This is a genomic window from Dehalococcoidia bacterium (genome assembly GCA_030648205.1).
GTDB lineage: Bacteria > Chloroflexota > Dehalococcoidia > JAUSIH01 > JAUSIH01 > JAUSIH01.
The window spans coordinates 1-25,796 of the sequence record JAUSIH010000001.1; the positions used below are offsets into that span (position 1 = coordinate 1).

At 64.5% G+C, this 25,796-nt stretch carries 25 protein-coding genes and 1 tRNA gene; 6 read left to right on the plus strand and 20 right to left on the minus strand.

The window, feature by feature from the left end:
• A partial coding sequence (locus Q7T26_00005) for a pyruvate kinase (protein ID MDO8530545.1) occupies window positions 1–518 on the minus strand: 518 nt, incomplete at its 3' end.
• A gap of 181 nt (window positions 519–699) precedes the next feature.
• A complete protein-coding gene (locus Q7T26_00010) occupies window positions 700–1,140 on the minus strand; it encodes a GNAT family N-acetyltransferase (GenBank protein ID MDO8530546.1) in 441 nt (146 codons plus the stop codon).
• Between the two features lie 222 nt (window positions 1,141–1,362).
• On the opposite strand from Q7T26_00010, the gene coaE reads away from it, so the two are divergent.
• From coaE to Q7T26_00030, 4 genes are read left to right on the plus strand one after another with little or no spacing between them, the layout of a single operon-like run.
• Window positions 1,363–1,989: a dephospho-CoA kinase gene (gene coaE, locus Q7T26_00015; protein ID MDO8530547.1), complete on the plus strand. Its 627-nt coding sequence runs from the start codon at window positions 1,363–1,365 to the stop codon at window positions 1,987–1,989.
• A complete protein-coding gene (locus tag Q7T26_00020; GenBank protein ID MDO8530548.1) occupies window positions 1,976–2,878 on the plus strand; it encodes a CbbQ/NirQ/NorQ/GpvN family protein in 903 nt (300 codons plus the stop codon). The genes coaE and Q7T26_00020 overlap by 14 nt, the downstream gene beginning before the upstream one ends.
• Before the next feature lie 9 nt (window positions 2,879–2,887).
• On the plus strand, window positions 2,888–3,535 hold the full coding sequence (locus Q7T26_00025) for a CoA pyrophosphatase (protein ID MDO8530549.1): 648 nt from the start codon (window positions 2,888–2,890) through the stop codon (window positions 3,533–3,535).
• Entirely contained in the window at window positions 3,511–6,774 is a 3,264-nt protein-coding gene (locus Q7T26_00030) for a hypothetical protein (protein MDO8530550.1), read from the plus strand. The genes Q7T26_00025 and Q7T26_00030 overlap by 25 nt, the downstream gene beginning before the upstream one ends.
• A gap of 34 nt (window positions 6,775–6,808) precedes the next feature.
• On the opposite strand, the gene Q7T26_00035 is transcribed toward Q7T26_00030, so the two are convergent.
• From Q7T26_00035 to Q7T26_00055, 5 genes are all read right to left on the minus strand, one after another.
• Window positions 6,809–7,864, minus strand: coding sequence for a hypothetical protein (locus tag Q7T26_00035; protein ID MDO8530551.1), 1,056 nt, complete (start codon window positions 7,862–7,864; stop codon window positions 6,809–6,811).
• A 63-nt stretch (window positions 7,865–7,927) separates the two neighbouring features.
• Window positions 7,928–8,113, minus strand: a complete 186-nt coding sequence (locus Q7T26_00040) for a hypothetical protein (GenBank protein MDO8530552.1) — start codon at window positions 8,111–8,113, stop codon at window positions 7,928–7,930.
• Window positions 8,114–8,185: 72 nt separating this feature from the next.
• A complete protein-coding gene (locus Q7T26_00045; protein ID MDO8530553.1) occupies window positions 8,186–8,485 on the minus strand; it encodes a hypothetical protein in 300 nt (99 codons plus the stop codon).
• A 155-nt stretch (window positions 8,486–8,640) separates the two neighbouring features.
• Entirely contained in the window at window positions 8,641–9,921 is a 1,281-nt protein-coding gene (locus Q7T26_00050; protein MDO8530554.1) for an MFS transporter, read from the minus strand.
• Between the two features lie 152 nt (window positions 9,922–10,073).
• Window positions 10,074–11,306: a competence/damage-inducible protein A gene (locus Q7T26_00055; protein ID MDO8530555.1), complete on the minus strand. Its 1,233-nt coding sequence runs from the start codon at window positions 11,304–11,306 to the stop codon at window positions 10,074–10,076.
• A gap of 441 nt (window positions 11,307–11,747) precedes the next feature.
• On the opposite strand from Q7T26_00055, the gene Q7T26_00060 reads away from it, so the two are divergent.
• Window positions 11,748–13,676: a hypothetical protein gene (locus Q7T26_00060; protein MDO8530556.1), complete on the plus strand. Its 1,929-nt coding sequence runs from the start codon at window positions 11,748–11,750 to the stop codon at window positions 13,674–13,676.
• A 326-nt stretch (window positions 13,677–14,002) separates the two neighbouring features.
• On the opposite strand, the gene Q7T26_00065 is transcribed toward Q7T26_00060, so the two are convergent.
• From Q7T26_00065 to Q7T26_00100, 8 genes are all read right to left on the minus strand, one after another.
• Complete coding sequence (locus tag Q7T26_00065; GenBank protein MDO8530557.1) at window positions 14,003–14,428, minus strand: PIN domain-containing protein; 426 nt, start codon at window positions 14,426–14,428, stop codon at window positions 14,003–14,005.
• Window positions 14,419–14,643, minus strand: a complete 225-nt coding sequence (locus Q7T26_00070; protein ID MDO8530558.1) for a ribbon-helix-helix protein, CopG family — start codon at window positions 14,641–14,643, stop codon at window positions 14,419–14,421. Before Q7T26_00070 ends, Q7T26_00065 begins: the two co-directional genes overlap by 10 nt.
• A 517-nt stretch (window positions 14,644–15,160) precedes the next feature.
• The gene (locus tag Q7T26_00075) at window positions 15,161–16,360 is read right to left on the minus strand and encodes a CoA transferase (protein ID MDO8530559.1); all 1,200 of its coding nucleotides are present in this window, start codon (window positions 16,358–16,360) and stop codon (window positions 15,161–15,163) included.
• Window positions 16,361–16,394: 34 nt separating this feature from the next.
• Complete coding sequence (locus Q7T26_00080; GenBank protein MDO8530560.1) at window positions 16,395–17,051, minus strand: DUF4340 domain-containing protein; 657 nt, start codon at window positions 17,049–17,051, stop codon at window positions 16,395–16,397.
• A gap of 16 nt (window positions 17,052–17,067) precedes the next feature.
• Entirely contained in the window at window positions 17,068–18,714 is a 1,647-nt protein-coding gene (locus tag Q7T26_00085) for a GldG family protein (protein MDO8530561.1), read from the minus strand.
• Window position 18,715: 1 nt separating this feature from the next.
• The gene (locus Q7T26_00090; protein MDO8530562.1) at window positions 18,716–19,429 is read right to left on the minus strand and encodes an ABC transporter permease; all 714 of its coding nucleotides are present in this window, start codon (window positions 19,427–19,429) and stop codon (window positions 18,716–18,718) included.
• Window positions 19,430–19,432: 3 nt separating this feature from the next.
• Window positions 19,433–20,371: an ATP-binding cassette domain-containing protein gene (locus Q7T26_00095; protein MDO8530563.1), complete on the minus strand. Its 939-nt coding sequence runs from the start codon at window positions 20,369–20,371 to the stop codon at window positions 19,433–19,435.
• A gap of 212 nt (window positions 20,372–20,583) precedes the next feature.
• Window positions 20,584–20,661: transfer RNA gene (locus Q7T26_00100), tRNA-Pro, on the minus strand.
• A gap of 115 nt (window positions 20,662–20,776) precedes the next feature.
• Between Q7T26_00100 and Q7T26_00105 the strand changes: the two genes are divergently transcribed.
• Window positions 20,777–21,184: a hypothetical protein gene (locus Q7T26_00105; GenBank protein MDO8530564.1), complete on the plus strand. Its 408-nt coding sequence runs from the start codon at window positions 20,777–20,779 to the stop codon at window positions 21,182–21,184.
• Window positions 21,185–21,346: 162 nt separating this feature from the next.
• On the opposite strand, the gene Q7T26_00110 is transcribed toward Q7T26_00105, so the two are convergent.
• The 5 genes from Q7T26_00110 to Q7T26_00130 are packed head-to-tail and all read right to left on the minus strand — an operon-like array spanning window position 21,347 to window position 25,761.
• Window positions 21,347–22,291, minus strand: a complete 945-nt coding sequence (locus Q7T26_00110; GenBank protein MDO8530565.1) for an LLM class flavin-dependent oxidoreductase — start codon at window positions 22,289–22,291, stop codon at window positions 21,347–21,349.
• A gap of 41 nt (window positions 22,292–22,332) precedes the next feature.
• A complete protein-coding gene (locus Q7T26_00115; protein MDO8530566.1) occupies window positions 22,333–23,613 on the minus strand; it encodes an MFS transporter in 1,281 nt (426 codons plus the stop codon).
• Window positions 23,614–23,621: 8 nt separating this feature from the next.
• Complete coding sequence (locus Q7T26_00120; GenBank protein MDO8530567.1) at window positions 23,622–24,311, minus strand: hypothetical protein; 690 nt, start codon at window positions 24,309–24,311, stop codon at window positions 23,622–23,624.
• 48 nt (window positions 24,312–24,359) lie between these two features.
• Complete coding sequence (locus tag Q7T26_00125) at window positions 24,360–24,926, minus strand: hypothetical protein (protein MDO8530568.1); 567 nt, start codon at window positions 24,924–24,926, stop codon at window positions 24,360–24,362.
• Window positions 24,916–25,761: a hypothetical protein gene (locus Q7T26_00130; GenBank protein ID MDO8530569.1), complete on the minus strand. Its 846-nt coding sequence runs from the start codon at window positions 25,759–25,761 to the stop codon at window positions 24,916–24,918. The genes Q7T26_00125 and Q7T26_00130 overlap by 11 nt, the downstream gene beginning before the upstream one ends.
• Window positions 25,762–25,796: the final 35 nt, after the last annotated feature.

Below are 25,796 nucleotides of genomic sequence, written 5' to 3' on the forward strand. Positions count from 1 at the left end.
AAGGGTATGGAGAGCGGCACGCCGGGGAACACGACGCCCTTGCCCGGCTTCAGCGTCCCGCCGACGACGACGCGACAGACCACGTCCGGCGGCCTCACCTCGACGACGCGCAGCTCGATGGCGCCGTCGTCGAGCAGCACGACGCGCGCTTTCGCGGCGTCCTGCGCGAACGTCGGCAGGTTGACGCCGATGCGGCTCTCCGTGCCGACGACGCGCTCCGTGGTGAGGGTGACGGACGCGCCGCGCCGCAGCACGACGCTCTCCGCGGCGAGCGGCCCCACGCGGTACTTGGGGCCGGGCACGTCCACCAGGATGGCGACGGGCCTCTCCAGGCGTTGCGCGGCCTCGCGGACAAGGCGCACCGTGCGGGCGTGCTCCTCGACGGTGCCGTGCGACAGGTTCAGGCGCGCCACATCCACGCCCGCGCGCACGAGCCGCCCCAGCACGGACGCGCTCGCGCTGGCCGGCCCCAGTGTGGCGACTATCTTGGTGCGGCGATTGAACTGGAGGAGCTTCATGCGTCCGCTCTCCTGTCTCTTTTCTCAGGCTCAGTATATGCGAAGTCATCCCGAAAACGCGCGCCCACCCTTCGACAAGCTCAGGGTGAGCGGTGTGCCCCGCTCGTGGTGAGCCTGTCGAACCACGAGCAGAGACCAGCCGAGGGTTCTCAGGACAGCTTTTCCTACCAGGACGGACGCATCAGGCCAGGTCTTTCACGTACCGCAGCGCGTCGGCGCCGTCCTGGTAGTAGTCCGGTAGGACGTCGAACCGGCGGTAGCCGCGCTCCTCGTAGAGGCGGATGGCCGTCGCGTTGTCGCGGCGCGACTCCAGCACCAGCCGCACGCAGCCCTGCCGTCGCGCGCAGGCCTCCGCCGCGTCCAGGAGCCTGCCGCCCAGGCCGCGTCCGCGCAGGGAGGGCCGGACGACGATGTCGTACAGGCGACAGGACTTGCCGCCAATCCGCCACATGACGACGGCCATGCCCCGGGCCTGTCCGCGCGCGCTGTCCAGCAGCACGACGCCGTGTCCGCGAGTCAGGTAATGGCGGAACTGGGCGCGGGTGAAGAGGTCTGACGTGAAGCCGACGCGCTCCAGCTCCACGAGCTGGTCTAAGTCAGCCAGGGTTGCCTTGCGTATCACTCGATGATGCGGCCTTCCGGACCCCGCGAGGTGCGTCGCGGATGCGGGCGTCCCGTGGTGATTATAGCGTCCCGCCCCGCTTCAGGGCCAGCGCTGAGCACCACGACTGTTGCTGTTCCTCCTTGCTCAACGTCACCTTCTCCATAGGGCGACATCACTGGCCTTGACCGCGCTGTCGGCAAATAGGTACACTAATAGGATAGGCAGCACAGGAGAGGGCTGTTGATCACCATCGGACTGACGGGCGGGATAGGGACCGGCAAGAGCACGGTCACCGATATGCTCAAGGAGCTGGGCGCCGTCATCGTTGACGCCGACAAGGTCGCCCACGAGGCGTACAGGCCCGGCACGCCCGCCTGGCAGGACATCGTCGCCCAGTGGGGCAAGGACGTCGTGCTCCCCTCCAACGAGGTGGACAGGAAGAAACTGGGCGGCATCGTCTTCAACAACCCCCAGGCGCTCCAGCGACTGAACGAGATCGTCCACCCGCGGATGCGCCAGATGCTCTTCGACATGATCGAGCAGCACCGGCGCAAGGGCGAGCGAGTGGTCGTGCTGGAGGCGGCCATCCTCATCGAGGCGGGATGGGCGCCCCTGGTGGACGAGGTGTGGGTCACGGTGGCGCCGGAGGAGACAGTCATTCGCCGCATCCAGGGCCGCAACAATCTCACGCCGGAGCAGATACGGGCGCGCATCCGGTCGCAGCTCTCCACGAAGGAGCGCGTGGCCCTGTCGCAGGTGGTGATTGATACAGACTGCACCATTCCAGAGGTTCGGCAAAAGGTCAGGAAGCTCTGGGATGAGCGACTGGCGAGCAGGAAGGACCCCACGAGCGATGTCCAACGTTAGCGAGCTGGAAAGCAAGCCGTTCAAGGAATACGTCATTGAGGAGTACGTGCTCCGCGAGGAGCCGTTCTACCTGCCGGTGACAGACGAGGTCCAGGTCTTTGAGGCGGCGTACCACGCCAAGATCCCCGTCCTGCTCAAGGGGCCGACGGGTTGCGGCAAGACGCGCTTTGTGGAGTACATGGCCTATCGCCTGGGCCGACCGGTGACCGCGGTGCGTCGCAAGGGCCGCCGGGACGGCGACGCGACGGAGAGCGGCATCCCGCTCATCACCGTCGCCTGTCACGAGGACCTGACCGCCAGCGACCTTGTGGGGCGCTACCTGCTGGAAGGCGACACCACCCGCTGGATAGACGGCCCACTGACCCGCGCCGTCAAGGTGGGGGCCATCTGCTACCTGGACGAGATTGTGGAGGCCCGCAAGGACACCACGGTGCTCATCCACCCGCTGACCGACCATCGCCGCATCCTCCCGGTGGAAAAGCGCGGCCAGATCATTGAGGCCAGCGACGGCTTTTTGCTGGTCATCTCCTACAACCCGGGTTACCAGAGCGTGCTCAAGGACCTCAAGCAAAGCACCCGGCAGCGGTTCGTGGCCATTGAGTTCAGCTACCCGCCCAAGGAGCTGGAGCAGGAAGTCATCAAGCACGAGAGCGGCGTGTCGGAGGACGTGGCGAAGGGCCTAGCCAAGCTGGCCGAGAAGGTGCGCAACCTGAAGGAGCACGGGCTTCAGGAGGGCGCCAGCACCCGGCTTCTGATTTACGCGGGCAAGCTCATCGCGCGGGGGATCGCGCCGCGCCGCGCCTGCCAGGTGGCCGTGGCCTGGGCGCTCACCGACGACAGGGACGTTCAGCGCAGCATTGAGGAAATCATCTCCAGCATCTTCGAGTAACGAGGGGTCATGGCGCAAGGGACCATCCACAGCGAACGGGCACGGGCGGGTACAGCGGAGTCGCTGGAGACGCAGGTCCGGCATGCCCTGACGGGACACAACAAGCTGGTCCTCCATGATCCGTACCTCAAGCCCGCAGCCGTCCTCGTGCCCCTGTTCTACAAGCGAGAATTGCCGCATATCCTCCTGACCAAGCGCACCACCCGCGTCCTGCACCACAAAGGGCAAATCTCCTTCCCAGGCGGCACCCGCGACCCGGAGGACCCCACGCTGCTCAGCACGGCGCTGCGGGAGATCCACGAGGAGATGGGCATCCACAGCGGGGATGTGCGCATCCTGGGGGAGCTGGACGACATCATCACCAACACTCGCTTTGTCGTCTCGCCCTACGTGGGAGTCATCCCGTACCCCTACGCGTTCACCGTGAGCGGCGAGGAGATTGACGAAGTGCTGGAGGTGCCCATCGCGACGCTGCTGGAGCACGGGCACGTGAACACGGCGGCGGTGGCGCCCATCCGGCCATACCCCGCTTATACGTTCGATTACGATCAGCATGTTATCTGGGGCATCACGGCCCGGATTCTGCGCCAGTTCCTGGACGTGGTCTTTGGCCCCCAAAAAGGTGCGCCAGCATGGACGGGGAAGAACGGTCATTAGCCGCCATCGAGCGGGACCTTCAGCGCTTCCACATCTCTTTGGGAAGCGAGTTCCGGAAGGCTGAGCGCCTCATCGGCGGACGGCTCTCCCGCGCGAACCTGGCGACGTGGGCCAACGAAGGTGTCGCCATCGCGCAGAACAGCTTCCGTTCATGGGAAGCCGCCACGGAGTACTTCGGCGCGACTCCCGCGATGCTGGACAAGGTCTCCTTTCCCCAGTTCCTGACGTGGGCGCGGTGGGGCCGCACGCTGGCGCAGGACTCGCCGAATCTGGCCGCCGCCTACTTCCGCGCCGGGCCTGGCTCGCTCGACTTTCTTGCCCCCGCGCGGATCGGCGACTGGGCAGAGCTGGGCAAGGGGCTTTACAAAGGCACGTGGAAGTCCAGCGCGCTGGCCTGCCGGTTCTTCGAGCAAAGCCCCCACATCCTGCGGTACCTGCCGTTGCCGGAGCTGCGCCACTATGCCGCGTTCGTTGACGCTCTGGCCGCCCGCTCGTACGACATGGCGGCCGAGTGCATGGCCCTGGCCGAGAGCGTCCTGTCCAAGATTGACGAGCCGGACAGGAAGGGGTTCCTGAGCTTTACGACGTCGCTTGTCGAGGCAAGCTGGCGGGACGCGCGCACCGCCTTTGAGTCGGGCGGAAGGGTGCTGGTGCGGATTCACAAGCCGGAGCGCGGCCGCTTCATCGCCATGGCCCAGGCCCTGGCCCAGGTGGGGCAGGGCGCCGCCCTGGTCTTCTTCAACGAGTGCTCGCGCGCGCTGGCGCAGATGGACCCCGCTTTGCACAAAGAAGTCCTGGACCTGGCGGACCAGTTGATGAAGATCGCTCCCGCGACGGCGCCGGAGTTCCTCCGCAGCGCGCCGGGTGTGCTGAAGCGCGTCCGCGCCGACCGTCTGGAGCGATGGTTCCAGGAGGGCGCTCGCATCCTGGCGGAGAACCCGGAAGGCGGCTTGGCCTACTTCCGCATGGAGTCCACTCGCGGCGAGGAGGTTCTGGAGGGCCTGGCCTCCGGCGTGGAGCTGGAGCGCGTGCGCGAGGTCCTGCGCATGTATTGCCGCGCCCTGGCGGGCACGGGCGTGGAGCTCAGCCCCGCCCAGGACCTCAAAGCCAAGGGTATCGGATGGGCGGCCCAGGAGTCGCCCACAACGGAGGGCAACACCATCTACCTGCCCGACGTGGTGGAGCGCTACGCGCTGAAGGACCAGAACTTCGGCTGGTACAAGGTGGTGTCCACCCATCAGGTGGCGCACCTGGAGTTCGGCAGCTTTGCTTTCTCCTTCGACAGGGAGTCACGCCTGTTCCCGGAGTCGCGCCGGAAGGCCCTGGCGGCGCTTTCCCCGAACGGCCACGCGGACGCCACGGAGATGGAGCGCTTCTTCGACCTGTTTGAGGACCGGCGGCTGGCCGCGGATATCTTCACCGCCCTGGAGGACATGCGCGTTGACTCCATGGTCAAAAGAGAATACGCGGGCATCCGGGAGCCGTACCGGCGCGTGCAGCAGGACGCCCTGGCGGAGCGGACCGATATCGCGCTCCTTCCCCTGCGCGAGGCCCTGGTGGAGTATCTGGTGCGCATCAGCCTGGACGGCGTGGCGTCCGTCGAGCAGTTCCCCTCGGACATGGACCCGGTCATCCGCGCAATTGTCGACACCGCGCCCGTCGTCCGCGCGCCCGAGGCGCGGGTGGAAGACACCGCGGAGGCGACCATCCGCCTGTACGAGCTTATCCGCTCCGTGCCCAACGCCCCGCAACGGCAGGATGAGAACATGCAGCCGTCCCCCGGCGCGGCGGGCGGCGCGCCCCAGCCTCGGCAGACCAGCCAGGCGGCGCCGGACCAGCCCCCTTCCGGCGACGGCGAGGGGCCGCGGCAGCACAGCGGCAAGAAGCAGGCCGCCGAGAAGCCATACACGTCACCACGGCGCGTGGACTATCGCGGCGACTTCAAACCGGAGCTGGTACAGCTTCTCTCCAAGCTGCGGACAACGCACGCTCAGCAGGGCAAGACCCAGGGGCAGCAGAATCTGTCCAAGGCCCTGCGGCAGTTCCTGGAGAAGAGCGTCGAGTTCGAGGCGGACGACGCCGCCGAGGGTGAGATAGAGGGGATGCAGCGGCAGTTCGTGGAGAACCTGCTGAACGAGGCGGCCCGGCATCGCAAGGCGCACAACAAGCCGGAGGAGGCGAAAGGCTTCGGCCTGGACAAGTCCGAGGACGAGGGCGAACCGCTGGACGCGCACGAGCCGCTCACGTTCCTGTACAGCGAGTGGGACTTCCGCGCGGGGGACTACAAGCCGCGCTGGTGCCGCGTGCGGGAGCAGCGCATGGAGGAGGGCGGCGAGGACTTCTTCCAGCGGACGCTGGATTCCTATTCCGGCCTGGTGAACGAGATAAAGCGGTCTTTTGAGATGGTCTCCATGGAGCGTCTCCGCAAGCAGCGGTTCCTGACGGACGGCGAGGACCTGGAGATGGACGCGGTCATTGAGGCGCGAGTGGAGCAGAAGGCGGGCGCCACGCCTACCGACAAGCTCTACTGGCGTCGGAACAAGGTGGAGCGGGACGTGGCCGTGGCCTTCCTGCTGGACATGAGCGCCTCAACGGCGGAGGCCATAGACGAGTCGCGCCGGGGCACGGACAAGCTTGACCCGCCGGACGACCCGCGCGACTACATGGCGTGGCTGAAGTCGCGCCGGGAGGACGTGGGCCGGCCCACGTACAAGCGCATCATTGACATCGAGAAGGAGAGCACCGTCCTGCTCATCAAGGCGCTGGAGACCGTGGGCGACCGCTACGGCATCTACGGCTTCTCCGGCTATGGCCGCGAGAACGTGGAGTTCTTCGTCATCAAAGACCTGCCCGAGGCCTTCAGCGACCGGGTCAAGCGCCGCATTGACAAGATTGCGCCGTTGCACGCCACGCGCATGGGCCCGGCCATCCGCCACGCCGTGAGCAAACTGGACAAGGAGGACGCCAAGACCAAGATACTGTTCCTGATCAGCGACGGTCGCCCGCAGGACAGGGGCTACTCACGCGAGGGCGTGGAGCGCGAGTACGCCGTGCATGACACGAAGATGGCCCTGACCGAGGCCCGCCGCCGCAACATCGTGCCGTTCTGCCTGACGGTGGACCGCTCCGGCCACGACTATCTCAAGACCATGTGCTCCGACATGGGCTACGAGGTGCTGGCGGACATCCAGACGCTCCCCAAGCGCCTGCCGTTCCTCTACCGTCGTCTCACGGTGTAGCCCGCGCTTCGCTACATTGGAGAGGCGCGCGGCCTTACGCTCCTTCGATCTTTCGCGTGACGGAGAGCGACTCTCCCCATGAGGGGATGAACGTCGAGTGGTAGCCTCCGGGGCCTCCCGCGATCACGAAGACGAAGTCCTCCGGCTTCTGGGCGAGCGCCACCCGCCCGTCAATGACGCGGCCGGGCTGCTTGCGAAGCTGGTCGTGGTACTCGGGCGCCCAGTGATCGAGGGGCCGCCATTGCGTCAGCTCGAAGAGGGCGCGTCTGACATCCTGTTTTGAATACCCGTCGCGGGCCATCAGGTTGGCGTGGTCCGGGCACATCACCACAAGCACTTCACCGACGGCGAACAGCATGTTGTTGCTGCCGACCATGTCCATGCAGTGGGAGAGCATGGTGAGGGAGCTTTGGGCGGACTTGGAATGGCTGTCGAGGTAGCTGACGGTGCTGGCCGCGGAGAACACGGTGACGGTGCTGTCCTCCTTCTTGAACCCGCGCTCCACGTGCAGCGGTTCCCACGGCGACCGCTCCTCGAACTCGCCGACGCACATTGTGTAGCGGCCGGGCGAGCCTTGCGTGGACTTGCTGACTGAGCCGGGGATGGCGCCGCCGATGTTCAGTTGAATGAAGCGGACCGTACGCCCGATCGTGGCGTTGGCGCGCCAGCCCGGGCCGAAGCATCCGTAGGAGCAATTGATGTCCAGTTTCTGGCGGATAGGCCCGTTGATGACCAGCAAGAGAGCCGCGGGGCTGGTGCTCGTAGTCACTCCGTACAGGTTCAAGTCAAGGTCGGCCATCGCCTCCGTCGCGGCGATCAGGACGGGCATGTACTCCGGAGCGCAGCCCGCCATGACGGCGTTCACGGCGATCTTCTCCACGGTGGCCGGTGCGCGCCGCGGAGGTATCTCCCGCGCTATGACCTCCTCGGGCCGCCGTCCGGACGCGGCGACCATGCGCCGGACGCGCTCCTCCGTGGGCGGGACTATCGGCAGTCCGTCGGTGACGCCTTCCTTGTAGAAATGCTCGTAGATAGCGTCGCACGAGTCCTCAACGGCTATGCGTGGGGAAGCCAACGTGTAGTCGCCCATACCCTCTCCTTACTGGGGGACCGAGCGTGGCAGACCGGACGCCAGTCTGTGTCCGGGGGCCGACTAGAGGCGGGCGGCCAGCGGGACGGTCAGCCTGGAGCAGATCTCCTCCAGCTTTTCCTTGGCCAGCCGCTTCATCTCATCCGCGGGGAGCGTTTCGAACGGGTGTGGTAGGACGACCATCGGCAGGTCGGGATAGCCGAGGGATTTCGCGGACATCTGCGCCAGGGGCTGGAACTCTCTGGTCACCAGCGCCACCGTCGGGACGCCCCTTTTCTCGAACTCGGCGCTCTCGTGGATACACCACGCGGTGCACCCGCCTCAGGCGGCCAGACCGGCGACGACGACATCGCAGTCCTGGCTAAACTGCTCGAACTCCCTGAGCTTCTCGCCCTTCCGTGTGTTGTAGAGGCTCTCAATGCGGCTGGTGGAGATGGTGGGGAAGCGCTCCTTCAGCAGCCGTTCGAGGTGGTCAACGAACACGCGGTAGTTGCGCCACGTGCCCAGACTGAAACCTATGCGCTTGCCCTCCAGTGTCTGCACCCTGGGAGACAGACCATGCCGCCGGTCGGGAGCCTTTTCCCGTGGGTCAAGGAGTTGGACCGTGCGCGACGCAGTCATAGGCACTCCTTCTCCTGATTGTTATGCAGGCAAGTGTAGGAACCCGCCGCGCCGCAGTCAATAGGGCGCTGGTCGTGGCGCGGCGCTTGATGACCAAGCGCTCGCCGTTCCTCTACCGCCGCCTCACGGTGTAGCAGGCGTTTCGTGGCCCTGCCCTAGCGCCGACCTGTTGCCCCGGCGTACGCCCCGGCTGGCGGCGCGGGTTTCTTAATGAGCAGCGCGACCGGAATCGCCAGCGCCGTCGTCCCCGCCGCAATGAAGTACGCTGTCTGATACCCGCCCGTCACGTCAAAGATCCACCCCGCGAGCGTCGGCCCGATGATGGAACCTATGGTGATGACGCCGAGCATCATCCCGTGTACGGAGCCGAACGACCTGCGCCCGAAGTAGTCGGCGACGAGGGATGCGCGCACGGGCGTCGCGCCGCCGTAGCCGGGCGCGAACACGACAATGAAGACCGCGAGCAGCGCCAGGTCCTGCACGAATGCCAGGATTAACGCTCCGGCTGTCAGCAGAAGCAGGGCAAGCGCCGTCACGTAGCGCTTGTCCATCGAATCGCCGATCCAGCCCAGTCCAACTCGACCCACCAGGGCCATCATGCTTAAGGCGGCGAAGCCGAGGGCGGCAGTCTCGCGGGAGATGCCGACTTCGACCAGGTTCGGGATGAAGTGGACGAGCACGGCGCTGGCGGAGAGGTGGACGGTGTTATGGACCAGGCAGATCATCCAGAAAGCGCGCGTGCGCAGGGCCTGGCGCAGCGTGAAGTAAGGCTCTGGCTTCACGGGAACGACCGACCCGTCGGTGGCGCGCGCTGGCTGCTCTGCCGGGTCTCCGTCCGGGCGCAGGCCTATGTCCTCCGGCTTGTGGTGCATCACGAGTGACAGCGGCAGGCAGACGGCCAGAAAGCCGATGCCAATCGCCAGGACCGCGCCGCGCCAGCCCACCAGGTTGATAACGATGACCAGGACGGTGACCAGCAGCCCGCCCGCGCTAATCCCCGCGAGGAAGACACCCATGGCGCGGCTCCGCAGCCGTGTGAACCAGTTCGCCACCGTGGCCATGCCGACGCCGATGGACGCCGCGCCCACGCCCGTGGAGATGATGACGAACGAGAGGTAGAAGACCGCGAGCGACTCCGTCCGGCTGAGAAGAAAGAACCCGGCCGCGGCGATGATGGACCCGAAGATGACAAGCCTGCGGGGTCCTATCCGGTCGAACAGGAGGCCGACAATCGGGGCGCTGATGCCTCCTTCAAGACGCTCAAGGGAGAATGCCAGGGAGGTCGCGGCGCGAGACCATCCGAATTCACTAATGATTGGATTGAAAATAGCGCCGAAACCGTAATAGAAAAAGCCCGCGACGTACATATTGATGACGCCGAAGGCGCTGACAATCCACCAGCCGTGAAAGATACGCTTACGCGGTGTGCCTGTCACGATACGATGTGGTCACAATCAGTGGTGAGCATGCGGCGCAATGATACGTCACTCGTGGGCGGCGCACAAGAGGCATGCAGTATAATCGCATGTGGAGGGCATCAAAGTAGCCGGATTTCGCCTGCCCAGCGACGGGACAGCAGCGTGAAAGGCTACGCGCGTCCCTCCAGCAGCTTCTTGAGCTGGAACAGCGCGCTGGTCGTGGCGCGGCGCTTGATGACCGAGCGCTCGCCGGGCCAGAACGTCGGGAAGACGATGGCCGCGCGGCCATCGTCAATGGCGATGAACACCGTGCCCGGGCGCTTGCCCTCCATCTCGGACGGGCCCGCGACGCCCGTGACGCCGACGCCGATGTCAGCGGCGCAGCGCCGGCGCACGGCGGCGGCCATGGCGCGGGCCACCTGCTCGCTCACGGCGCCGTGCTCCGCGATGAGCTTCGCGTCCACGCCGGAGGCCGCCTTCACCTCGTTGGTGTACGACACGACGCCGCCCTTGAAGTAGTCCGAGCTGCCGGGCACGTCCGTGATGACGCTCGCCAGCAGGCCGCCGGTGCACGACTCCATCGTCGCGAGCGTCAGGCCCTTCGCCTTCAGCAGCTTGCCGACGCTCGTCTCCAACGTGTCGCCGTCGAAGCCCCAGACCGTCTCGCCCATCGTCGCCAGCACCTTCTCGACCATCGGCAGCAGGAGCGCCTCGGCCTCGCTCTGCGTCGCCGCCTTCGCCGTGACGCGCAGGTGGATGCCGTCCGGCTTGGCGTACACGCCGATGCTGGGGTTGTTCGACTTCAGCAGCGGGCTGAGCATCTCGTCCACCTTGCCCTCGCCGATGCCGAACGTCTTGACGAGGCGGGAGGCGATGGTGACGCCGCCGGTCAGCTTCCGCAGGCGCGGCGCGACCTCGTTCTCCCACATATAGGTCATCTCGCGCGGCGGGCCGGGCATGGCGGCGATGATGCGCCCGTTTTTCTCCACCCACCAGCCGGGGGCGGTCCCCTTCGGGTTCGGGATGGCCGTCGCGGAGGCGATGAGCGTGGCCTGCTTGATGTTGCGCTCCGGCATATCCGTTCCGCGGCGCGTGAAGAACTCGCGGAGATGACGCTCCAGCTCCGGTTGCACGACCATCGTCTCGCCCAGCGCGGCGGCGATGGACTCGCGCGTCACGTCGTCCTCCGTGGGGCCAAGGCCGCCGGAGGTCAGGACGACGTCCGAGCGGGCGAGGGCGCGCGCGAACGTGTCCGCGAGGCGGCCCAGGTTGTCGCCGACCTGCGAGATGAAATAGAGGTCAACGCCGAGGGCGGGGAGCTGCCCGGCGAGGTAGGCGGCGTTGGTGTCCACGATCTGCCCCATGAGCAGCTCGGTGCCGATGGAGATGATTTCCGCTTTCATGAATCATGACGCTCCAGAAGGACGATAGCGGGGGTCATTATACCGCACCGCATGGGCGGGGGCGGGGATTGCTGGCGTGTGCGAGGGCGCGGTGTATAATCGGCGTGGCGGCGGGGCGCTCCGGAGAGGGGTTAGCGGAAGTACACTTCAGCAGACACCGTGGCAATGGGGTCAAAAGATGGTGCTTTGAGATATCGTCTCCAACTCGTTGGTTTGAGTCTCTGACGGCGCACCAATGCGAGCGCATGTGAAACGGCTGCGAGTATTGCCATGAGAGACCAGCCATAAGCGAATCCAATGAAGGGGATAACTCCAGTTCAGGACTGTTCGACAATGGTTGGGCCAACCCTAGCCACATAAAGCGCAAGCTTCAAATTTTCGCTCTCCCGGAATTAGGGTTCACACGAGGCCCACATTCTGAGTGAACAAGGCAGTGATGCCATGACCGCGATCTTCAACCAGGATGATATTCCAAGCCACCTACTCAGCATTCCTGAGATGAGTTTCACTCAGGACCTCCTTGTCGACCGCATAGGCGGCCTATGGTTCAGGCTAGGGGCTTTCACTATCAAACCTCGTCGCAACGGGCGGGGTGTTGAGGACGTGATTTCTCGGGAGAGTATTCTTCTCGCTCCTGAGCGTTTTGCCGATATCTTCGACAAGCTAAGCTTCATCGGCAATGCCCTTCACAACCTCGGCAAACCGGGAGGATTTGTCTGCCAAAAGGGCGATCAGAAGGAATATAGCTATGCCCCATTCCACCGATTCGAGTTAGGTTTCACTTCGGTGCCCAGCGAGCCGCTGGTGTTCGTCCGGTCCAACACATCGGCTGTCGAGCTTTTTATCAACCCGGACTTGGAGTTATTCTTTGAACTGAAGGAAAAAACAAGTGGATGTGGTATTTGGTGGGATCCGCGGCGTGGAGTCGAGGCCCTTCGTCGGCGCGTGATTGAGGAAGGCAACTTGGAAATCGTTGAAATCCGAGTTGATTACCTGAGGAGATACCTCCAAGCACGTCAGATGTCATTGATCGTTGGGCACTATCGCCACCTTCATCTCTTTGATCCCTCATCCAGTAATGTAGAGACGTTTGTAGCAGAGGATGTGGTGCTAGGGTCTCCCGAGAAGGGAGCCAAAGCGATCTTCCAGAACTGTGGACTCCGACAGGACATCCCGGGGACACCACCATTCTTGCAACGAAGGCTGCACTTGTGGTTTGAGATCAGGCCGCCAGAAATCGACATCGATGATCCATGGGCTGACGAGCCGTCTTTCGATCTCTACACATTCACACTGCCTACCAGAGTCGGCCCAGTTTCCCCTGCCCGCTGGAGGCTCTTTCGGCGAACTGAAGGACGCAGATTCGAAGGAGGGGTCTGCGACTTCATGGATCGTGTGTACTTTCGGCAAGAAGTGCTGGCAAAGTATGAACGGGCTTCCGGGTTCGATGTTTCGGATGATGGTTCGGTATCGCATCGCTACTACTGGGGACTTGTTCGCAGCACATCGCGAATTGGTAACGAACTGCTCGCGACTGCTATTGGAGACTTCGCGGAAGGCGTACCCTTCGAGGAATGGTCGCACTGGAAGGAGTACGCTGTCGAACCGCCGAGTCGTGAGACCGCGGCTGCACTTGGTGGAGAGCAGACAGTACCTGATGCAGTAAATTCACTGGTTCGAGCACTTCGCACATTGAACGCAACTTTCGCCCGTTTCGCCGGTTCGTTCGGCGTCGCTATTCCAGACCCGCTTTGGCAGGGTTCACTCGATAGTCTGGCTGGCCGTCAGCTCAAGTGGGTCTATCCCGCCGATGCCGATGACGACGAGTTTCTTAAGCGAGCAACGCTCGCGTCGACGCTGGTTATCGACGCTCTAGCGCCAGCATCGCTACGCAAGCTTCTCAATGTAGTAGGGAAAGACTTTCACCTGAATGACGGAAGCGAAGGCCAGTCACTGGGTTCGCGGAATCTTCTGCAACGGGTAACGCTCGTTGCTGTATTAGTCGAGGATTTCCAGCCTGCCATCGCGGAAATCCCTGAGCTAGTGAGGCTGGCAGAGAGCAAAGCTCCTAAGGCGAGCAAGGCTGACCTGCAAGACGAACTTGTGAAGTCGCACCAACGTGTTCGAGATGAGTTCGCTCCAATGGCCTTTTTGTACGATCTACGAACATACGGTGGGCTCGCTCACACTCCCAATAGGACGAAGGCGGCGTCTGCGGCGGCACAACTCGGTCTTCCCGATAAGAACTGGCATCGCACTGACTATCTCCGCCTTCTCAATCTCATTGCCAGAAGCGTTATGCAGGTCAGTGAGCACCTAGAAATCGCTGCCGAAGAGCTAATCCGTGGCGGATCCCCTGAGCCTGAATAGGTTGTAAGAGGTCGTTGACTAACCTCAATCCATTATGGGGATGTTTCAGCGACCACTTGGCGCATGCTGTTGGCGACGGCCAGTGCCAGGAGACGATTCCCCGTCGTTGCGAGCCCCGATATAATCGGGGCGTGGCAACCTGGCGGGGCGGTGGATGGCCGCGCCAAGGATGGCGGTAGGAGTAGCCCCACGACCCCACCAGATTGCTTCGCTCGGAGACTCGCTCGCAATGACCTTGCCCCTGGCTCAGCCTGGAGGTGGGTCAACAGTCGCCTCAGCCTGGGCACGAGGTAAGACCGGGAAAGATCGAGCGCTGTCCGCAGGGGTCACGCCTTCTCTTCGGGGAGCAGGCGCAGCGCCTCCACGTGGCGGGGCCGGAGAGCGCGGAAGTGGCGCTGGTCAAGGGTGGCCAGCTTCGGCTCGTTGAGCCGCTCGACGACTGCAAGCACGGCGGCGTCCACGAAGCCCACGTCTGCATCAGCGTACCGGTCGCAGAGCTCGCGGACGCGGCGGTAGTCCTCGGGCCGCAGCGCCTCGACGCGATAGGCGCCGGCTATGATGTCGTCCAGAAGAGTGACGAACACGCCCGGATGCATCCGAACGTGCACCCAGTAGTCCACCTCCTCTAGGACGGGGGCTGGGATGACTAACGGCTCGTCCGCATCCTCTATAAGCCTGCGGCACGCCGCATGGTCCGCGTCACTCCGGTCCAGCGAGGCGTAAAGCGGCCCCGTGTCCAGGATCAGCGCCATGCGCGCGGCTCCGCACGCTCCTCGGCGGTCCGCCGGGCGGTGTTCGTGCGGCCAGAGGCGCCTATCCCCAGGCTTCGAGGTCGTGGCCGGTAGCTCCCGGCCTTCTCCTCAAGGGCCTCTCGGACCAGGGCGGCGACGGATGTCCCTCGTTCCGCCGCTATCAGCCGCAGGCGCTTGAGCAGCTCTTCCGGGATGGACATAGTGGTGCGTTCCATGTCATCATGATAGCAGTAGTGATGTCTCCCGTCAACCGCCCGCACGGGTGGCCGGGAGACCCCGCAGTCGCCTCAGCTTGGGCGCGGGGTAAGGGTGGGAAGGGCGAGCACTGTGCACGGCGGCCACACCACCGGGGACTCTAACCAGAAGGCGATTCCCCCGTCGTTGCGATCCCCGACATAATCGGGGCGTGGCAACGTGATGGGGTGGCGGATGGCTGTGCCGGGATGGCGGTAGGCGCAGCCCCATGCCTCACCAGATTGCCGTGAACGTGGCCCCTTTGTCATTCCGGCGAACGCCGGAATCCACGAAGGTCGCTGGCCTGGATTCCGGATCAAGTCCGGAATGACGGGTTGGCGGCCACATTTTCATCCCCTTGTGGCGTTCCACAGGGGCATGGCGGATTGCTGCTCGCGGACTCGCTCGCAATGATGTTGACGCTGGCTTGGCCCAGAGGTGCGTAACAGTCGGCGCGGGGCCATCCTGTGTGACAGAGGAGCGTCAACGCGTCGCTCGCTACTTCACCACGCCCTTTTTCCGCAGCGCGCGCACCTCCGCGGGCGTGTACCCGGCCTCCGCCAGCACCTTCGCGGTGTGCCTGCCGAGCGTCAGCGGCGCGGGCGTCCGCACGCGGCCCGGCGTCTCGGACAGGCGCAGCGGCACGTTGAACATGCTCACCGGCCCCACCTCCGGCTGACGCACCGTCGTGAACATGCGGTTCGCGACAACCTGCGGGTGGTCGTACACCTCCGACGGGTCGAGCACGGGCGCGCCGGGCACGTCATGCTCTCGGAAGGCGCGCATCCACGCGTCGCGCGGGCGCGTCTCGAACAGGCCGGACAGGAGCTGGTACAGGTCGTCGCTGCGCTCCCCGCGCTTCAGCGATGTCGCGTACGCGGGGTCGTCCGCCATGTCCGGCACGTCCAGCGCCTTGCACAGCGCGCGCCACTCCTTGTCGCTGATGACGACGATGGTCAGCCACCGGTCGTCGGCGCAGCGATAGCAGCCGAACATCGCCTGCGCCGCGAGGTCGGGGCCTGGCGTCTTCGCCGCGCGGCGCTCGCTTTCGAGGCGCACCATCTCGACGGCCTGCATGGCGATGGCGACCTGCAGCAGCGACGTGTCCACCATCTGGCCGCGGCCCGTGCGCTCGCGGACCAGCAGGGCGAGCGCGACGCCGTAGGAGACGAGCATGGGCGCGGCCATGTCGGAGACCCAGACGCCCGCGCCCTGCGGCGTGCCGTCCGGCAGTCGCCGACGCCCCATGACGCCGGAGAGCGCCTGGAAGAGGCGGTCGTAGCCGCGCCAGGAGGCGTACGGCCCCTTGCGGCCGTAGGGCGTGACCCACACATAGACCAGCCGCGGGTTGCGCTTGCGCAGTGCTGCGTAGCCCAGCCCGAGCCGCTCAACGACGCCGGGCCGGAAGTTGTGCAGCAGCACGTCCGACCTGTCCGCCAGGCGCAGCGCGACGTCGCGGCCCTCCGGCTTGGTGATGTCCAGCGCCAGGCCCTTCTTGTTGCGGTTGACGACAAGGTACGCGCGACTGTCGCCGGTGGGGAGCGGGGGCTGCGTGAACGTGCGACGGGCGTCGTCGCCCCAGAGCGGCTCGACTTTGACGACGTCGGCGCCCTGATCGGCGAGGTACATGGCGGCGCCGGGCGTGGCCCACATCTGCGAGAGGTCCAGGACCCGGATGCCGTCCAGCGCGTAACGCATGGCGACCCCCTGCGGACTCGGAGGCGTTTCGGCGCTAGGAGGCGGGCTTCGTCGGCGTGGGTGGCGCGAACGTGGGCGTAGGCGCGAACGTGGGCGTGGGTGCGGGAATGTAGGGCGGCTCGGTGACCAGGCGGGAGAGGACAGCGCCCCAACTGCCGTCCACCAGGAATATCTGGGGGAAGCCCTTCATCTGCACGTAGTGGTTCTGGCCGTCGGGCGTCTGGTCGCCAATGAAGAGGGTGAACGTGTTGTAGGCGAGCTTGCCCGTCTGGTCATCCTTGTCCTCCAGAGTCACGTCCACGACCACGGAGGGGTTCTTCAGCCCGTAGTTCTCGTAGATGTCCGGGTTGTTGCAGGGAGGCGGCAGGCTGGCCTTGCCGGTCTCCGCGCAGAGGAGGCGCTTGGACTGCGGGCCGCTCAGGAGGAGGGTGATGCCTCCCCATCGCTCCAGGTTGACGGGCGTCTTTGCGGCGTCGGTGAAGTGGAAGGACTTGTCCGCGGGGTCACGGACGAAGGAGACCTTCTTGTCTTTGTACGTGACGTCAATCCCGCTGATGCGGTCCATCTCCAGGTTGTAGAACCAGAGGGGCGGCGTGACGAACTGAGTCGGGCGGCGCAGCTCATAGAAATAGACATACCCGCCGACCAGGATGAGCGCGACGACAAGGATTATGGTGAAGCGGAAGCTCATATCTTATGCTAGCCGCCTACCGTCTGCGCCACCACACGATGCCGCCCACCCCCACCAGCACCAGCGGCAAGAGCGCGATACTGGACCACAGAATGTAGCGGAACTCGAGCTGGGTCAGGACTATCAGGCGAATGCCCGCCGGCTTGGGCCGGATAGAGATGAGCGTCTCGTCCTCAGCAAGCCAGTTGATGCTGTTGAGGAACAGGTCGCTGTTGCCCAGGGAGTAGAAGTACTGGTTCGTCGCGAAGTCCGAGTCGCCGATGGCGATGATGCGCGTCCGCGACTGCGCGCCGGGCGCCTTGGTTTCGCCCAGAGGCGCCGAGCCGTCGACGGCCACCGCGAGCACCAAGGGTCCCTGGAGGTCCCCGCGCTTGAGGTCGAAGTCAGGCTTCTGCGGGGCCTGGGACATCCAGCTTCGGGGGCTGGAAACGGCGACGGGGGAGAGCTTGACCGTGTCCGACGGCTTCGGCTCCTTGATAAGCGACTTGAACGACGTGGCCGCCGGGAAGAAGGTGGTGTCCAGCGACGCGGTGATGCGGTCAAACAGGTACTGGGAACGCTGCACCGCCGGGGCGGTCACGTCCGGCACGGCGAAGCTGATCTGGTCCACCACGGTGCCGGGCAGGACGTCCACAGCCCATTTCTTGAGGATGTCCACGAAACTCGAGGGCGGGTTGGGGTCCAGCAGTATGAGGAGCTTTCCTCCCTGACGCAGGTAGTCTTCCAGTATCTTCTTCTCCGGCTCCAGCAGGTCTTTCTTCGGCCCCGAGATAATGAGCACGGCGGCGGAGTTGAGCTTGTTCGGGGCGGCAGGGTCGGCGGTCAGGTTCAGCGCCTGAACATCGTAGTTGTCTCGCTGAAGACCGCGCGTCGCCTCGCCCACGCCCGTCTCGATGAAGCTGACGGGGTCGCGTTCATCATGTCCGGCCAGGAACACAATCTTCTTGAGTTCCTTGCCGGTCACGCGCAAGAGGGCGCCGGTGAAATCCTGCTCGGTCAGGTTGCTGGCGGGCACCTTCTGGCGGCGCGTGCCGGAGGCGAAGACCACGGAGCCGTAGTCGTCGGTCCCCCTGATCTCGAATTGCCGCGCGACGCCCGGCTCGGCGTCCGGGTCCACGAATCTGTACGTGAACTTGGGCGACTGGTAGTGGTACTCCTTGAAAAGGCTCTCGGACTGGTCCTGGAGTCGAGAGAGCACCGGGTCGGTGGCTGTGAAGAAGCCCACGGCCTCCACCGGCTGGTCCAGCCGTTTCAGCAGGTCAACCGTCTGTTGAGCGAGTGAGAACTGCTTGGAGGCGGTCAGGTCCATCCGGTAGGTGTTGCGGGCGGCGATGATGTTGGCCAGGACCATGAGGCCGGCGAACGCGAAGGCCATGACGACGGCGTTGCTGCCGTACCGTCCGCTGCGGCCCAGGAAGGCCGTCTTCACCGTTCGGAAGGCGATGACCACGAACAGCAAAAGCAGGAACACGCCCAATGCCGCGAGGGTCAAGGTGTACGAAGCCAGGTTGGGCAGGAGCAGCGCCGTGAGGAGGGCCGCCGCCAGCGATAGGATACCTCCGCCCAGCAACGCCAGACTTACGGCGTTGAGCAGGGAAAAGAGGCGGCGGAAGGCCGCGCCCAGCCCGCGGGGTTCCTGGGGCTCGATGGGAGTCTGCGTCACGTTACCTCCACCTCCGGGCGGAAACGGACTGCACGGTGAACAGCAGGAAGGCCGCCGCGATGCTCACGAAGTACACCACATCCTTGGTGTCAATGACGCCAAAGGCGAAGTCGCGGAAGTGCGTGGGCGGTGAAAGGTAGTCGAAGATCTCCTTCGGGATGCCGCTGAACACGCCACCCGCCGAGTTGATAACCCACATGAGGAGCAGGAGGCCGAAGGTCAGGACGGCGGCCACGATCTGGTTGCTGGTCAAGGACGAGGCGAAGACCCCGACGGCCAGGAACAAGGCACCCAGAAGGAAAAGCCCCAGGTAACCGCTCAGAATGGGGCCCGCATCCGGGTTTCCGTAGATGAGCAGGATGATGGCGTAGTAGCCGGTCACGGCGATCATCACCGCCAGAATAGCCAGGGAGGAGAGGAATTTACCCAGCACGACCTGGTAGTCCTGCACCGGCGCGGTGAGCAGCAGCTCCAGCGTGCCCATCTTGGCCTCCTCAGCGAAGAGGCGCATTGTGAGCAAAGGCGTCAGTATCATGAGGACGAAGGCGGCGGGGAACAGGAACCCGCGTGTGGTGGCTTCCGGGAAGGCGCTGCTCAGGCTTGTCGCGAAGAAGTAGCCGCAGATCACCAGGAAGACCGCTGTAATCACATATGCCATCGGAGAGCCGAAGTACGTCCGTATCTCCTTGCTGGCGATGGTAAGAATGTTCCGCACGGGCTAGAGCTCCTCCTTCGTAGTCAGCTTCAGGAAGATCTCCTCCAGGCTCAGGCCGCCCGTTTGCAGCCCCTGCAGGCCCCATCCGCTGTTGACCACCAGCCTCGCCATCTCCTCGCGCAGGTCGAGACCCGGCTGCGCCTCGATGATGTAGCCATTGCGGTCGCCAACGCCGGGTGTCCACTTCACCTCGCGGACGCCTTTCACGGAGCGCAGCTTGGTCAGTACGTCCTTGGACGGCCCGCGCACTTCCATGCGGAGCTGCTCCGAGCCTCGCAGGCGCGCCGAGAGGTTCTCCGGCTTGTCCACCGCCACAATCCGCCCGTCATTGATGACGATGACCTGCTCGCAGACCATGCTGACTTCGGGCAGGATGTGGGTGCTGAGGAGGAGGGTATGCTCCTTCCCCAGGCCTTTGATGAGTTGGCGCGTCTCGACGACCTGGCGCGGGTCAATGCCGATAGTCGGCTCGTCGAGGATGAGGACATCCGGCTCGTGCAGAATCGCCTGGGCGATGCCCACGCGCTGCCGAAAGCCTTTGGAGAGCTTGCCGATGATGGTGTCCCGATAGTCGCCAAGTCTGCACACGTCAATGACGTCGCCCAGGCGCGTCCGCAGGCGCTTCTTGGTCATGCCCCGGAGGGTGCCCTGAAAGTCCAAGTATGACCGCACGGTCATGTCCGTGTAGAGGGGGACGGTCTCGGGGAGGTAGCCCACCTTGCGGCGCGCTTCCAGCGACTCCTCCAGGATGTCGTGGTCGGCGACCTTGGCCGTGCCCGACGACGGTGGCATGAAGCCCGTCAGGATGCGCATGGTCGTGGTCTTCCCGGAGCCGTTCGGGCCCAGGAAGCCCACTATCTGACCCTTGCCCACCTTGAAGGACACGTCCTCTATCGCGAGGAAGTCGCCGTAATATTTGGTAAGGTTATAGGCCTCGATCATCGTCCTAAAGCTTCGTTAGGCAGTTTACGCGCGAGCCAAAGGCGGATTATACCACAGGCGTCTCGCGGGCGAAAGAGGCGTGTGGTAGTTCTGTGATAATGACACCCTCTCATGGCCCCGTGCAAATGTCACCTGGTGGAGGCGGTGACGTTGAACGCGGAGGAACAGCAACGGGTTGCCGTGATCGCGCATAGGGAGGGGTCAAAACGAGGTGGTCGGGGTGGCCGGATTTGAACCGGCGGCCTCGTGGTCCCAAACCACGCGCGCTGGCCGGACTGCGCCACACCCCGCCTTCTCCCTATCATACACGACCGACGCAAGACACCGGCGGCGCGTGACGGACGCGCTGCTTGCACATCTCGCGCCAGCGTGTAGAATAGCAGCATTCTAGCACGAGGGCAGTCCATGTCTCCTGAGGTTACGGGTCTCATCATCGGGTCAGCCGTCTTCGGAGCGGCGCTCGCCGTGGGCGGGAGTTGGTTCTGGGCCTGCGCCCATCTGACCGAGGCATGGCACGACCAGAAGAAAATCCAGATGCCGCGCTGGCTCCTCCTAGTGCTCACCTTCGGCTATACCAGCGCCAAGTCCGACTGGGAGAAGGAGCGGTCGCTGAAGAGCAGCGGCGGCCTGCGCTGGCTCGCGTACGCGCTGGGCCTGGGCCTGCCCCTCTTTGTCCTGGCGACCACCTTGCTGCGGCTCGTCACGGCCAAGCGCCTGGACGCCAACGACATCCAGTACCTTGTTCTGGCGGCGATCACCCTGGGCCTCTGGTTCCTCCTCACCACGCTGGTCCGCCGCTCGGTGGAGAGCTAGAGGCTGGGAGACCCTCACCCTCTGAGTCTCCCTCTCCCAGAACTGGGAGAGGGAGATAGAGAAACGAATCTGGGGGACACTCCTTCGGCTTCGCTCAGGACAGGCCCCAGACCCCCGTCAAGGGGTTGCACTCCCTCTGGACTCACCAAAGATGGCTCTGGGCTAGCCCGCGCTCTCCTTGCGCCGGACAAGCGGCAGGACGTCGCGGGCGATGGCCTCGAACTGGGCCATCACCTCGTCGAGCGGGCACGTCGGCGAGAACAGGATGTGCCGCGCCCCCGCGGCGATGAACTCCTCCAGACGCCGCGCGCAGTCCTGGGGCGTGCCAAGCACCACGTACCGCTCCACAACCTTGTCGAAGGGCTGGTTGTAGCGCTCCTGAAGCGACTGGGCCGCGACGCGCGCGGCCTCCGCCACGGTGCGTCCCACGCAGATGAACTGGTACAGCCCCGGCGTAATGCCGGCCGGGTCGCGCCCCGCCTCATGCGCATACGCCTGCACGCGCGCCCAGCCGTCGCGGTACTGCTCCGGCGCGTAGAGGTAGGGCATCCACCCCTGGGCGTAGCGCGCGGTGCGCCGCAGCGCGGCATCGCGACGCCCGCCCACCCATACGGGCAGCCCGCCCGGCGTCAGCGGCTTGGGGTCCATCGTCGTGTCCTGGAGGGTGAAATAGCGCCCCTGATAGGTGGTCTTCTGGTCCGTCCACAGGCTACGCATCACCTCCAGTTGCTCGTTGGCGCGGCGACCGCGTTCCGCGTGGGGCGCGCCGCACGAGTCGAATTCCCGCTTGTTCTCGCCGCCGATGCCCACGCCCAGGATGAAGCGCCCGCCGGAGACGTGGTCCAGCGTGACGGCCTCCTTCGCCAGAATGGTCGGATGGTGGAGCGGCAGCAGGACGATGGACGTGCCTATCTGCACGCGCTTCGTGCGGGCGGCGAACGCGGCGCACACCGTCATGGCGTCGAATGTGGGGCGCCACCAGTTGGTGATGTGCTCGCCCTGCCAGATGGAGTCGTAGCCCCACGCCTCGATCTTGTCCGCGAAGTCGAGGACGTCCACGCCGCCCTCCGGCTGGGGATAGACCGCGCCGAACTTCACCAATTGCATGGTCTTCCTCCTCGTAGGTGGGACATCGTCGCGCGCCTCGGTCACGTCGGCGATACAGCCGCCCGCGCCAGGCGTTCCGGCACGCGCGCCATCGCAACCAGCGCCGCCGCGACCACGTACAGCCCCGCGAACGGAATAAACGCCCACGTGTAGCTGCCGCTCACGTCGTACACCCAGCCCGCGAACACCGGCGACAGCGCGGCCAGCAGTTGCAGCGCGGGGAACGTGAAGCCCCGGATGGCGCCGAGCGACTCGCGGCCAAAGTACGTAGCCCACATCGTCGGCGTGAGCGACAGAAAGCCGCCCAGCGCCAGCCCGTACACGACCGCGTACGCATAGGCCATCGCGGGGGTGCGCGCGAAGACGAGGAGCACGAGGCCGACGGCGCACAATGCCATCGCAAGCGGCATGGACCAGCGCACGTGCAGCCGCTCCACGATGAAGCCCCAGATCAGGGCGCCCGCCCCGGACAGCACGGCCACCATCGTCAGCACTATGATGGCGACGCTCTCCGACAGGCCCGCGTCCGTCAGGCGCGGGTACATGTGGAGGTTGATGGCGATGGCGACCATCAGGGCGAAGCAGTTCGCGACCATGAGCAGCCACATGGCGGGGGTGCGCAACGCCTGCCGCAGGGAGAACGAGGTCTCCACCTTCGCCGCGCCCGCCCCTGATGCCGAGGGCGCGCCAGGCAGGCCGTCCGGCGTCAGGCCCATGTCCTCCGGGCGTCGGCGCAGGAACAGCGCGGCGGGCACCAGCGCGAAGACGAGTACGCCCGCGCCCACGGCCAGCCAACCGGCCCGCCATCCGTAGGCGACAATGAACACCTGCGCCAGCAGCGGCCATATCGCGGTGCCGACGCGCGTCGCCACCGAGTAAAAGCCGAGCGCGCGCCCCCTGCGGCGGAAAAACCAGTTGGCGACGGCCACGCTCCCGCCCAGCTCCATGAAGCCCACGTCCGCCAGTCGCCCCAGGCTGAGCAGGACGTAGAACTGCCACGCGGCGGACACGCCCGAAATCGCCATGAAGCTCAGCCCCAGGATGGCGACGCCCGCGACGATGAACCGGCGCGGCCCGTAGCGGTCCATGAGCGGCCCGACGGCCATCGCCACGACGCCGCCGATGGCGAAGCCGACGCCCGCCATGAGCGACACCTCGGCGCGACTCCAGCCGTACTCGGCGGTCATGGGCTTGATGAACACGGACAGAAGAGGGTTCCGCGAGGCGACCTGGACGAAGCCGACGGTCAACGTCGCCGCCAGCACCAGCCAGCCGTAGTAAACGCGACGGTGGCCGATTCCGCCGCCCGGCAGGTCACTCACCGCGCCCCCTAGCCGTTCGGCGGGCGGACCGCCGCGCCCACGGGCCTGTACACGCCGCTGACGACCATCTCCAGCAGCGGGCTGCGCCTGCCCGCCGCCCTCTCCTCGTCCGCGCGGACCTGCAGGTCGCGGTTGAACGTCCGCGCGTCGTCAATGGCCAGCTCGTAGAGAGCGAGGTACCGTCCATTGCCAATCCGCTGCCGGGCGCACACGTAGCGCCGCGCGGAGAGCACGCCGGGCGTCTTCAGCACGTTGGGCGCGTGCACCGTGTCGTACCATACGTTGAACTCGGCGTCCCGCGCCGGGTCATTGCAGTTGGTAATGACGACAGTCATGGCGTTGGCCGTCCCGCTCTGGCCGGAGGGCCGCGTCGGCCCCATCGGCGTGTAGATGCCGACGACGACGATGGCCGCGAGGTCGCGCCACTCGCCGCGCGCCTTCTCCGCATCCCTCTCGCGCTCCAGGGCGTCGTTGAAGCCGCCTGGGTCGGTCACATCCAGCTCGTAGAGGAGCACGTACTGCCCCTTCCCGTAGCGTTGATGGACGCAAGTGAACAACCGGCCGGACACGACGCCGGGCGTCCGCGCCATGTTGGGCATGTGCACAGACGTCAACCACGTTCGCAGGGCGTCGTCCTGCCCGGGCTGCCTGCTGTTGACGACGGCGACGAGCAGCGCCGTGTGCTCTGCTACAAGCACGGCACCCCCCTCAGAGCGATGCATCCTGTCTTTCGAGCGCGTCTCTTGTCATTCCGCAAACAGCTTATCAATCACCAACTCCTTGAGTTCCTTGCTCGACTTGATCTCATACAATGGCACCGCAAATGACTTCACACAATTAGCGGCCGGAACGGGTTTGGACGGGTTCCATTGATGCCACGTACCCACCGTTCTTTCCGTCTTCCCCCAATCCCAAAACCAACTCTTGCAAAGCCAGTATTCGTAGCTCTCGCGCGCGCGTTCTCTTGGCATCGCGCTTTGAAAAACGTGCATACCAGCTACCAAAAGCGGATCCTCTACTTCGGTATCCTGGTCCGAGGCGAAGTGCACACTAACGAATTTCAGTTCTTTCACTAAGTCATCGCCACTTACACTGGGCGGCTCATAGAACCTCACAGCCCAACGCGCAAACCATCGCTCAGGAGCATTCAGTAAGTAAGAGAACCCCTGGGGTGCGTAAGTGTTGACAGATTGCCAGCCTTGTTCGTCCATTAACCGATCGCTATCTAGTAGCAACTGTTGTGCTTGAACATAAAGACTCTTGAGGGTAACGAACAAGCTCTTTGTAGGTGACGCCGTGGTCTTATCTTGCATGTGCGCCCCTCCTATAACGATAAGCAAGCACTTCCTCGGGAATCGGACTGAACCGAGGCCATTTGTACACGTTCACTTTCGGGCCAGAAAAGTAGAAGGCGAATTTCTCACGCGGGAAGTACGTTGTGACGGGATCAATACCCTCAAACATAGTCAATGCCTTGCGCCGAAGAAGTTGAAGCATGTCTTCCAAGACATTTCTTTGATATACATCGCTCGTTCCAGCTATCTGTCTCTCAATGATCCGAGGAAGGAGTCTCCAGGTAGTCCAGTAGATTGGCGATTCGGCGTTGTTCTTCAGACGGTATGCTTCCAGAGACTCAGAGATATCTGGACGAGGCAAAACGACGTGCTCGGTGACAAAGACCAAATCCCTGGAAACGATGCTAAGTTTGGAATCCCATTTGAGGTCTGTCGGTCTAACTCCCTGAAGGCAATCGAGCTCTTTGGCTAACTGGTCACCCGGGCTGTCGTCCTTTCCTTCAGAATCGTCCCCCTCTTTGCTGTTGGACTTGGGCGACCAGTACTTGGCCTCAATCATCACAACGTGCGTCCGATGCTCATCGCCCTCTAGGCCAATGACGACATCTGGCTCGCAATCGCTGTAGCCTTTGCGGTTCAACCACGGCCAGAACGACCAATGGACATGCTGCACTTCCATATCAAGTGCAAACGGACGTCCGTCTATCGTCTTCGCCGTTTGCAGAAATGGGAGCACACCCGTACTCGGCGGCAGGTAACGAAATGAGCCAAAGATATCAGACGTGAGCAGGTCTTCCCTCATTTCGCTCAGGTTCGTATCTGATATCTTGCCGCGGATTTCAGCTATCGTCATTTCTCGTGTCTCTTGGACTCATCCTAAAACCCTTG

What these genes read in the sequence shown, in the direction of transcription:
- Q7T26_00020 (MDO8530548.1), top strand. Translation starts at nt 1,976, where the DNA reads ATGTCCAACGTTAGCGAGCTGGAAAGCAAGCCGTTCAAGGAATACGTC.
- Q7T26_00025 (MDO8530549.1), top strand. Translation starts at nt 2,888, where the DNA reads ATGGCGCAAGGGACCATCCACAGCGAACGGGCACGGGCGGGTACAGCG.
- Q7T26_00030 (MDO8530550.1), top strand. Translation starts at nt 3,511, where the DNA reads ATGGACGGGGAAGAACGGTCATTAGCCGCCATCGAGCGGGACCTTCAG.
- Q7T26_00035 (MDO8530551.1), bottom strand. Translation starts at nt 7,864, where the DNA reads ATGGGCGACTACACGTTGGCTTCCCCACGCATAGCCGTTGAGGACTCG.
- Q7T26_00045 (MDO8530553.1), bottom strand. Translation starts at nt 8,485, where the DNA reads ATGACTGCGTCGCGCACGGTCCAACTCCTTGACCCACGGGAAAAGGCT.
- Q7T26_00055 (MDO8530555.1), bottom strand. Translation starts at nt 11,306, where the DNA reads ATGAAAGCGGAAATCATCTCCATCGGCACCGAGCTGCTCATGGGGCAG.
- Q7T26_00060 (MDO8530556.1), top strand. Translation starts at nt 11,748, where the DNA reads ATGACCGCGATCTTCAACCAGGATGATATTCCAAGCCACCTACTCAGC.
- Q7T26_00065 (MDO8530557.1), bottom strand. Translation starts at nt 14,428, where the DNA reads ATGGCGCTGATCCTGGACACGGGGCCGCTTTACGCCTCGCTGGACCGG.
- Q7T26_00070 (MDO8530558.1), bottom strand. Translation starts at nt 14,643, where the DNA reads ATGGAACGCACCACTATGTCCATCCCGGAAGAGCTGCTCAAGCGCCTG.
- Q7T26_00075 (MDO8530559.1), bottom strand. Translation starts at nt 16,360, where the DNA reads ATGCGTTACGCGCTGGACGGCATCCGGGTCCTGGACCTCTCGCAGATG.
- Q7T26_00080 (MDO8530560.1), bottom strand. Translation starts at nt 17,051, where the DNA reads ATGAGCTTCCGCTTCACCATAATCCTTGTCGTCGCGCTCATCCTGGTC.
- Q7T26_00095 (MDO8530563.1), bottom strand. Translation starts at nt 20,371, where the DNA reads ATGATCGAGGCCTATAACCTTACCAAATATTACGGCGACTTCCTCGCG.
- Q7T26_00105 (MDO8530564.1), top strand. Translation starts at nt 20,777, where the DNA reads ATGTCTCCTGAGGTTACGGGTCTCATCATCGGGTCAGCCGTCTTCGGA.
- Q7T26_00110 (MDO8530565.1), bottom strand. Translation starts at nt 22,291, where the DNA reads ATGCAATTGGTGAAGTTCGGCGCGGTCTATCCCCAGCCGGAGGGCGGC.
- Q7T26_00125 (MDO8530568.1), bottom strand. Translation starts at nt 24,926, where the DNA reads ATGCAAGATAAGACCACGGCGTCACCTACAAAGAGCTTGTTCGTTACC.
- Q7T26_00130 (MDO8530569.1), bottom strand. Translation starts at nt 25,761, where the DNA reads ATGACGATAGCTGAAATCCGCGGCAAGATATCAGATACGAACCTGAGC.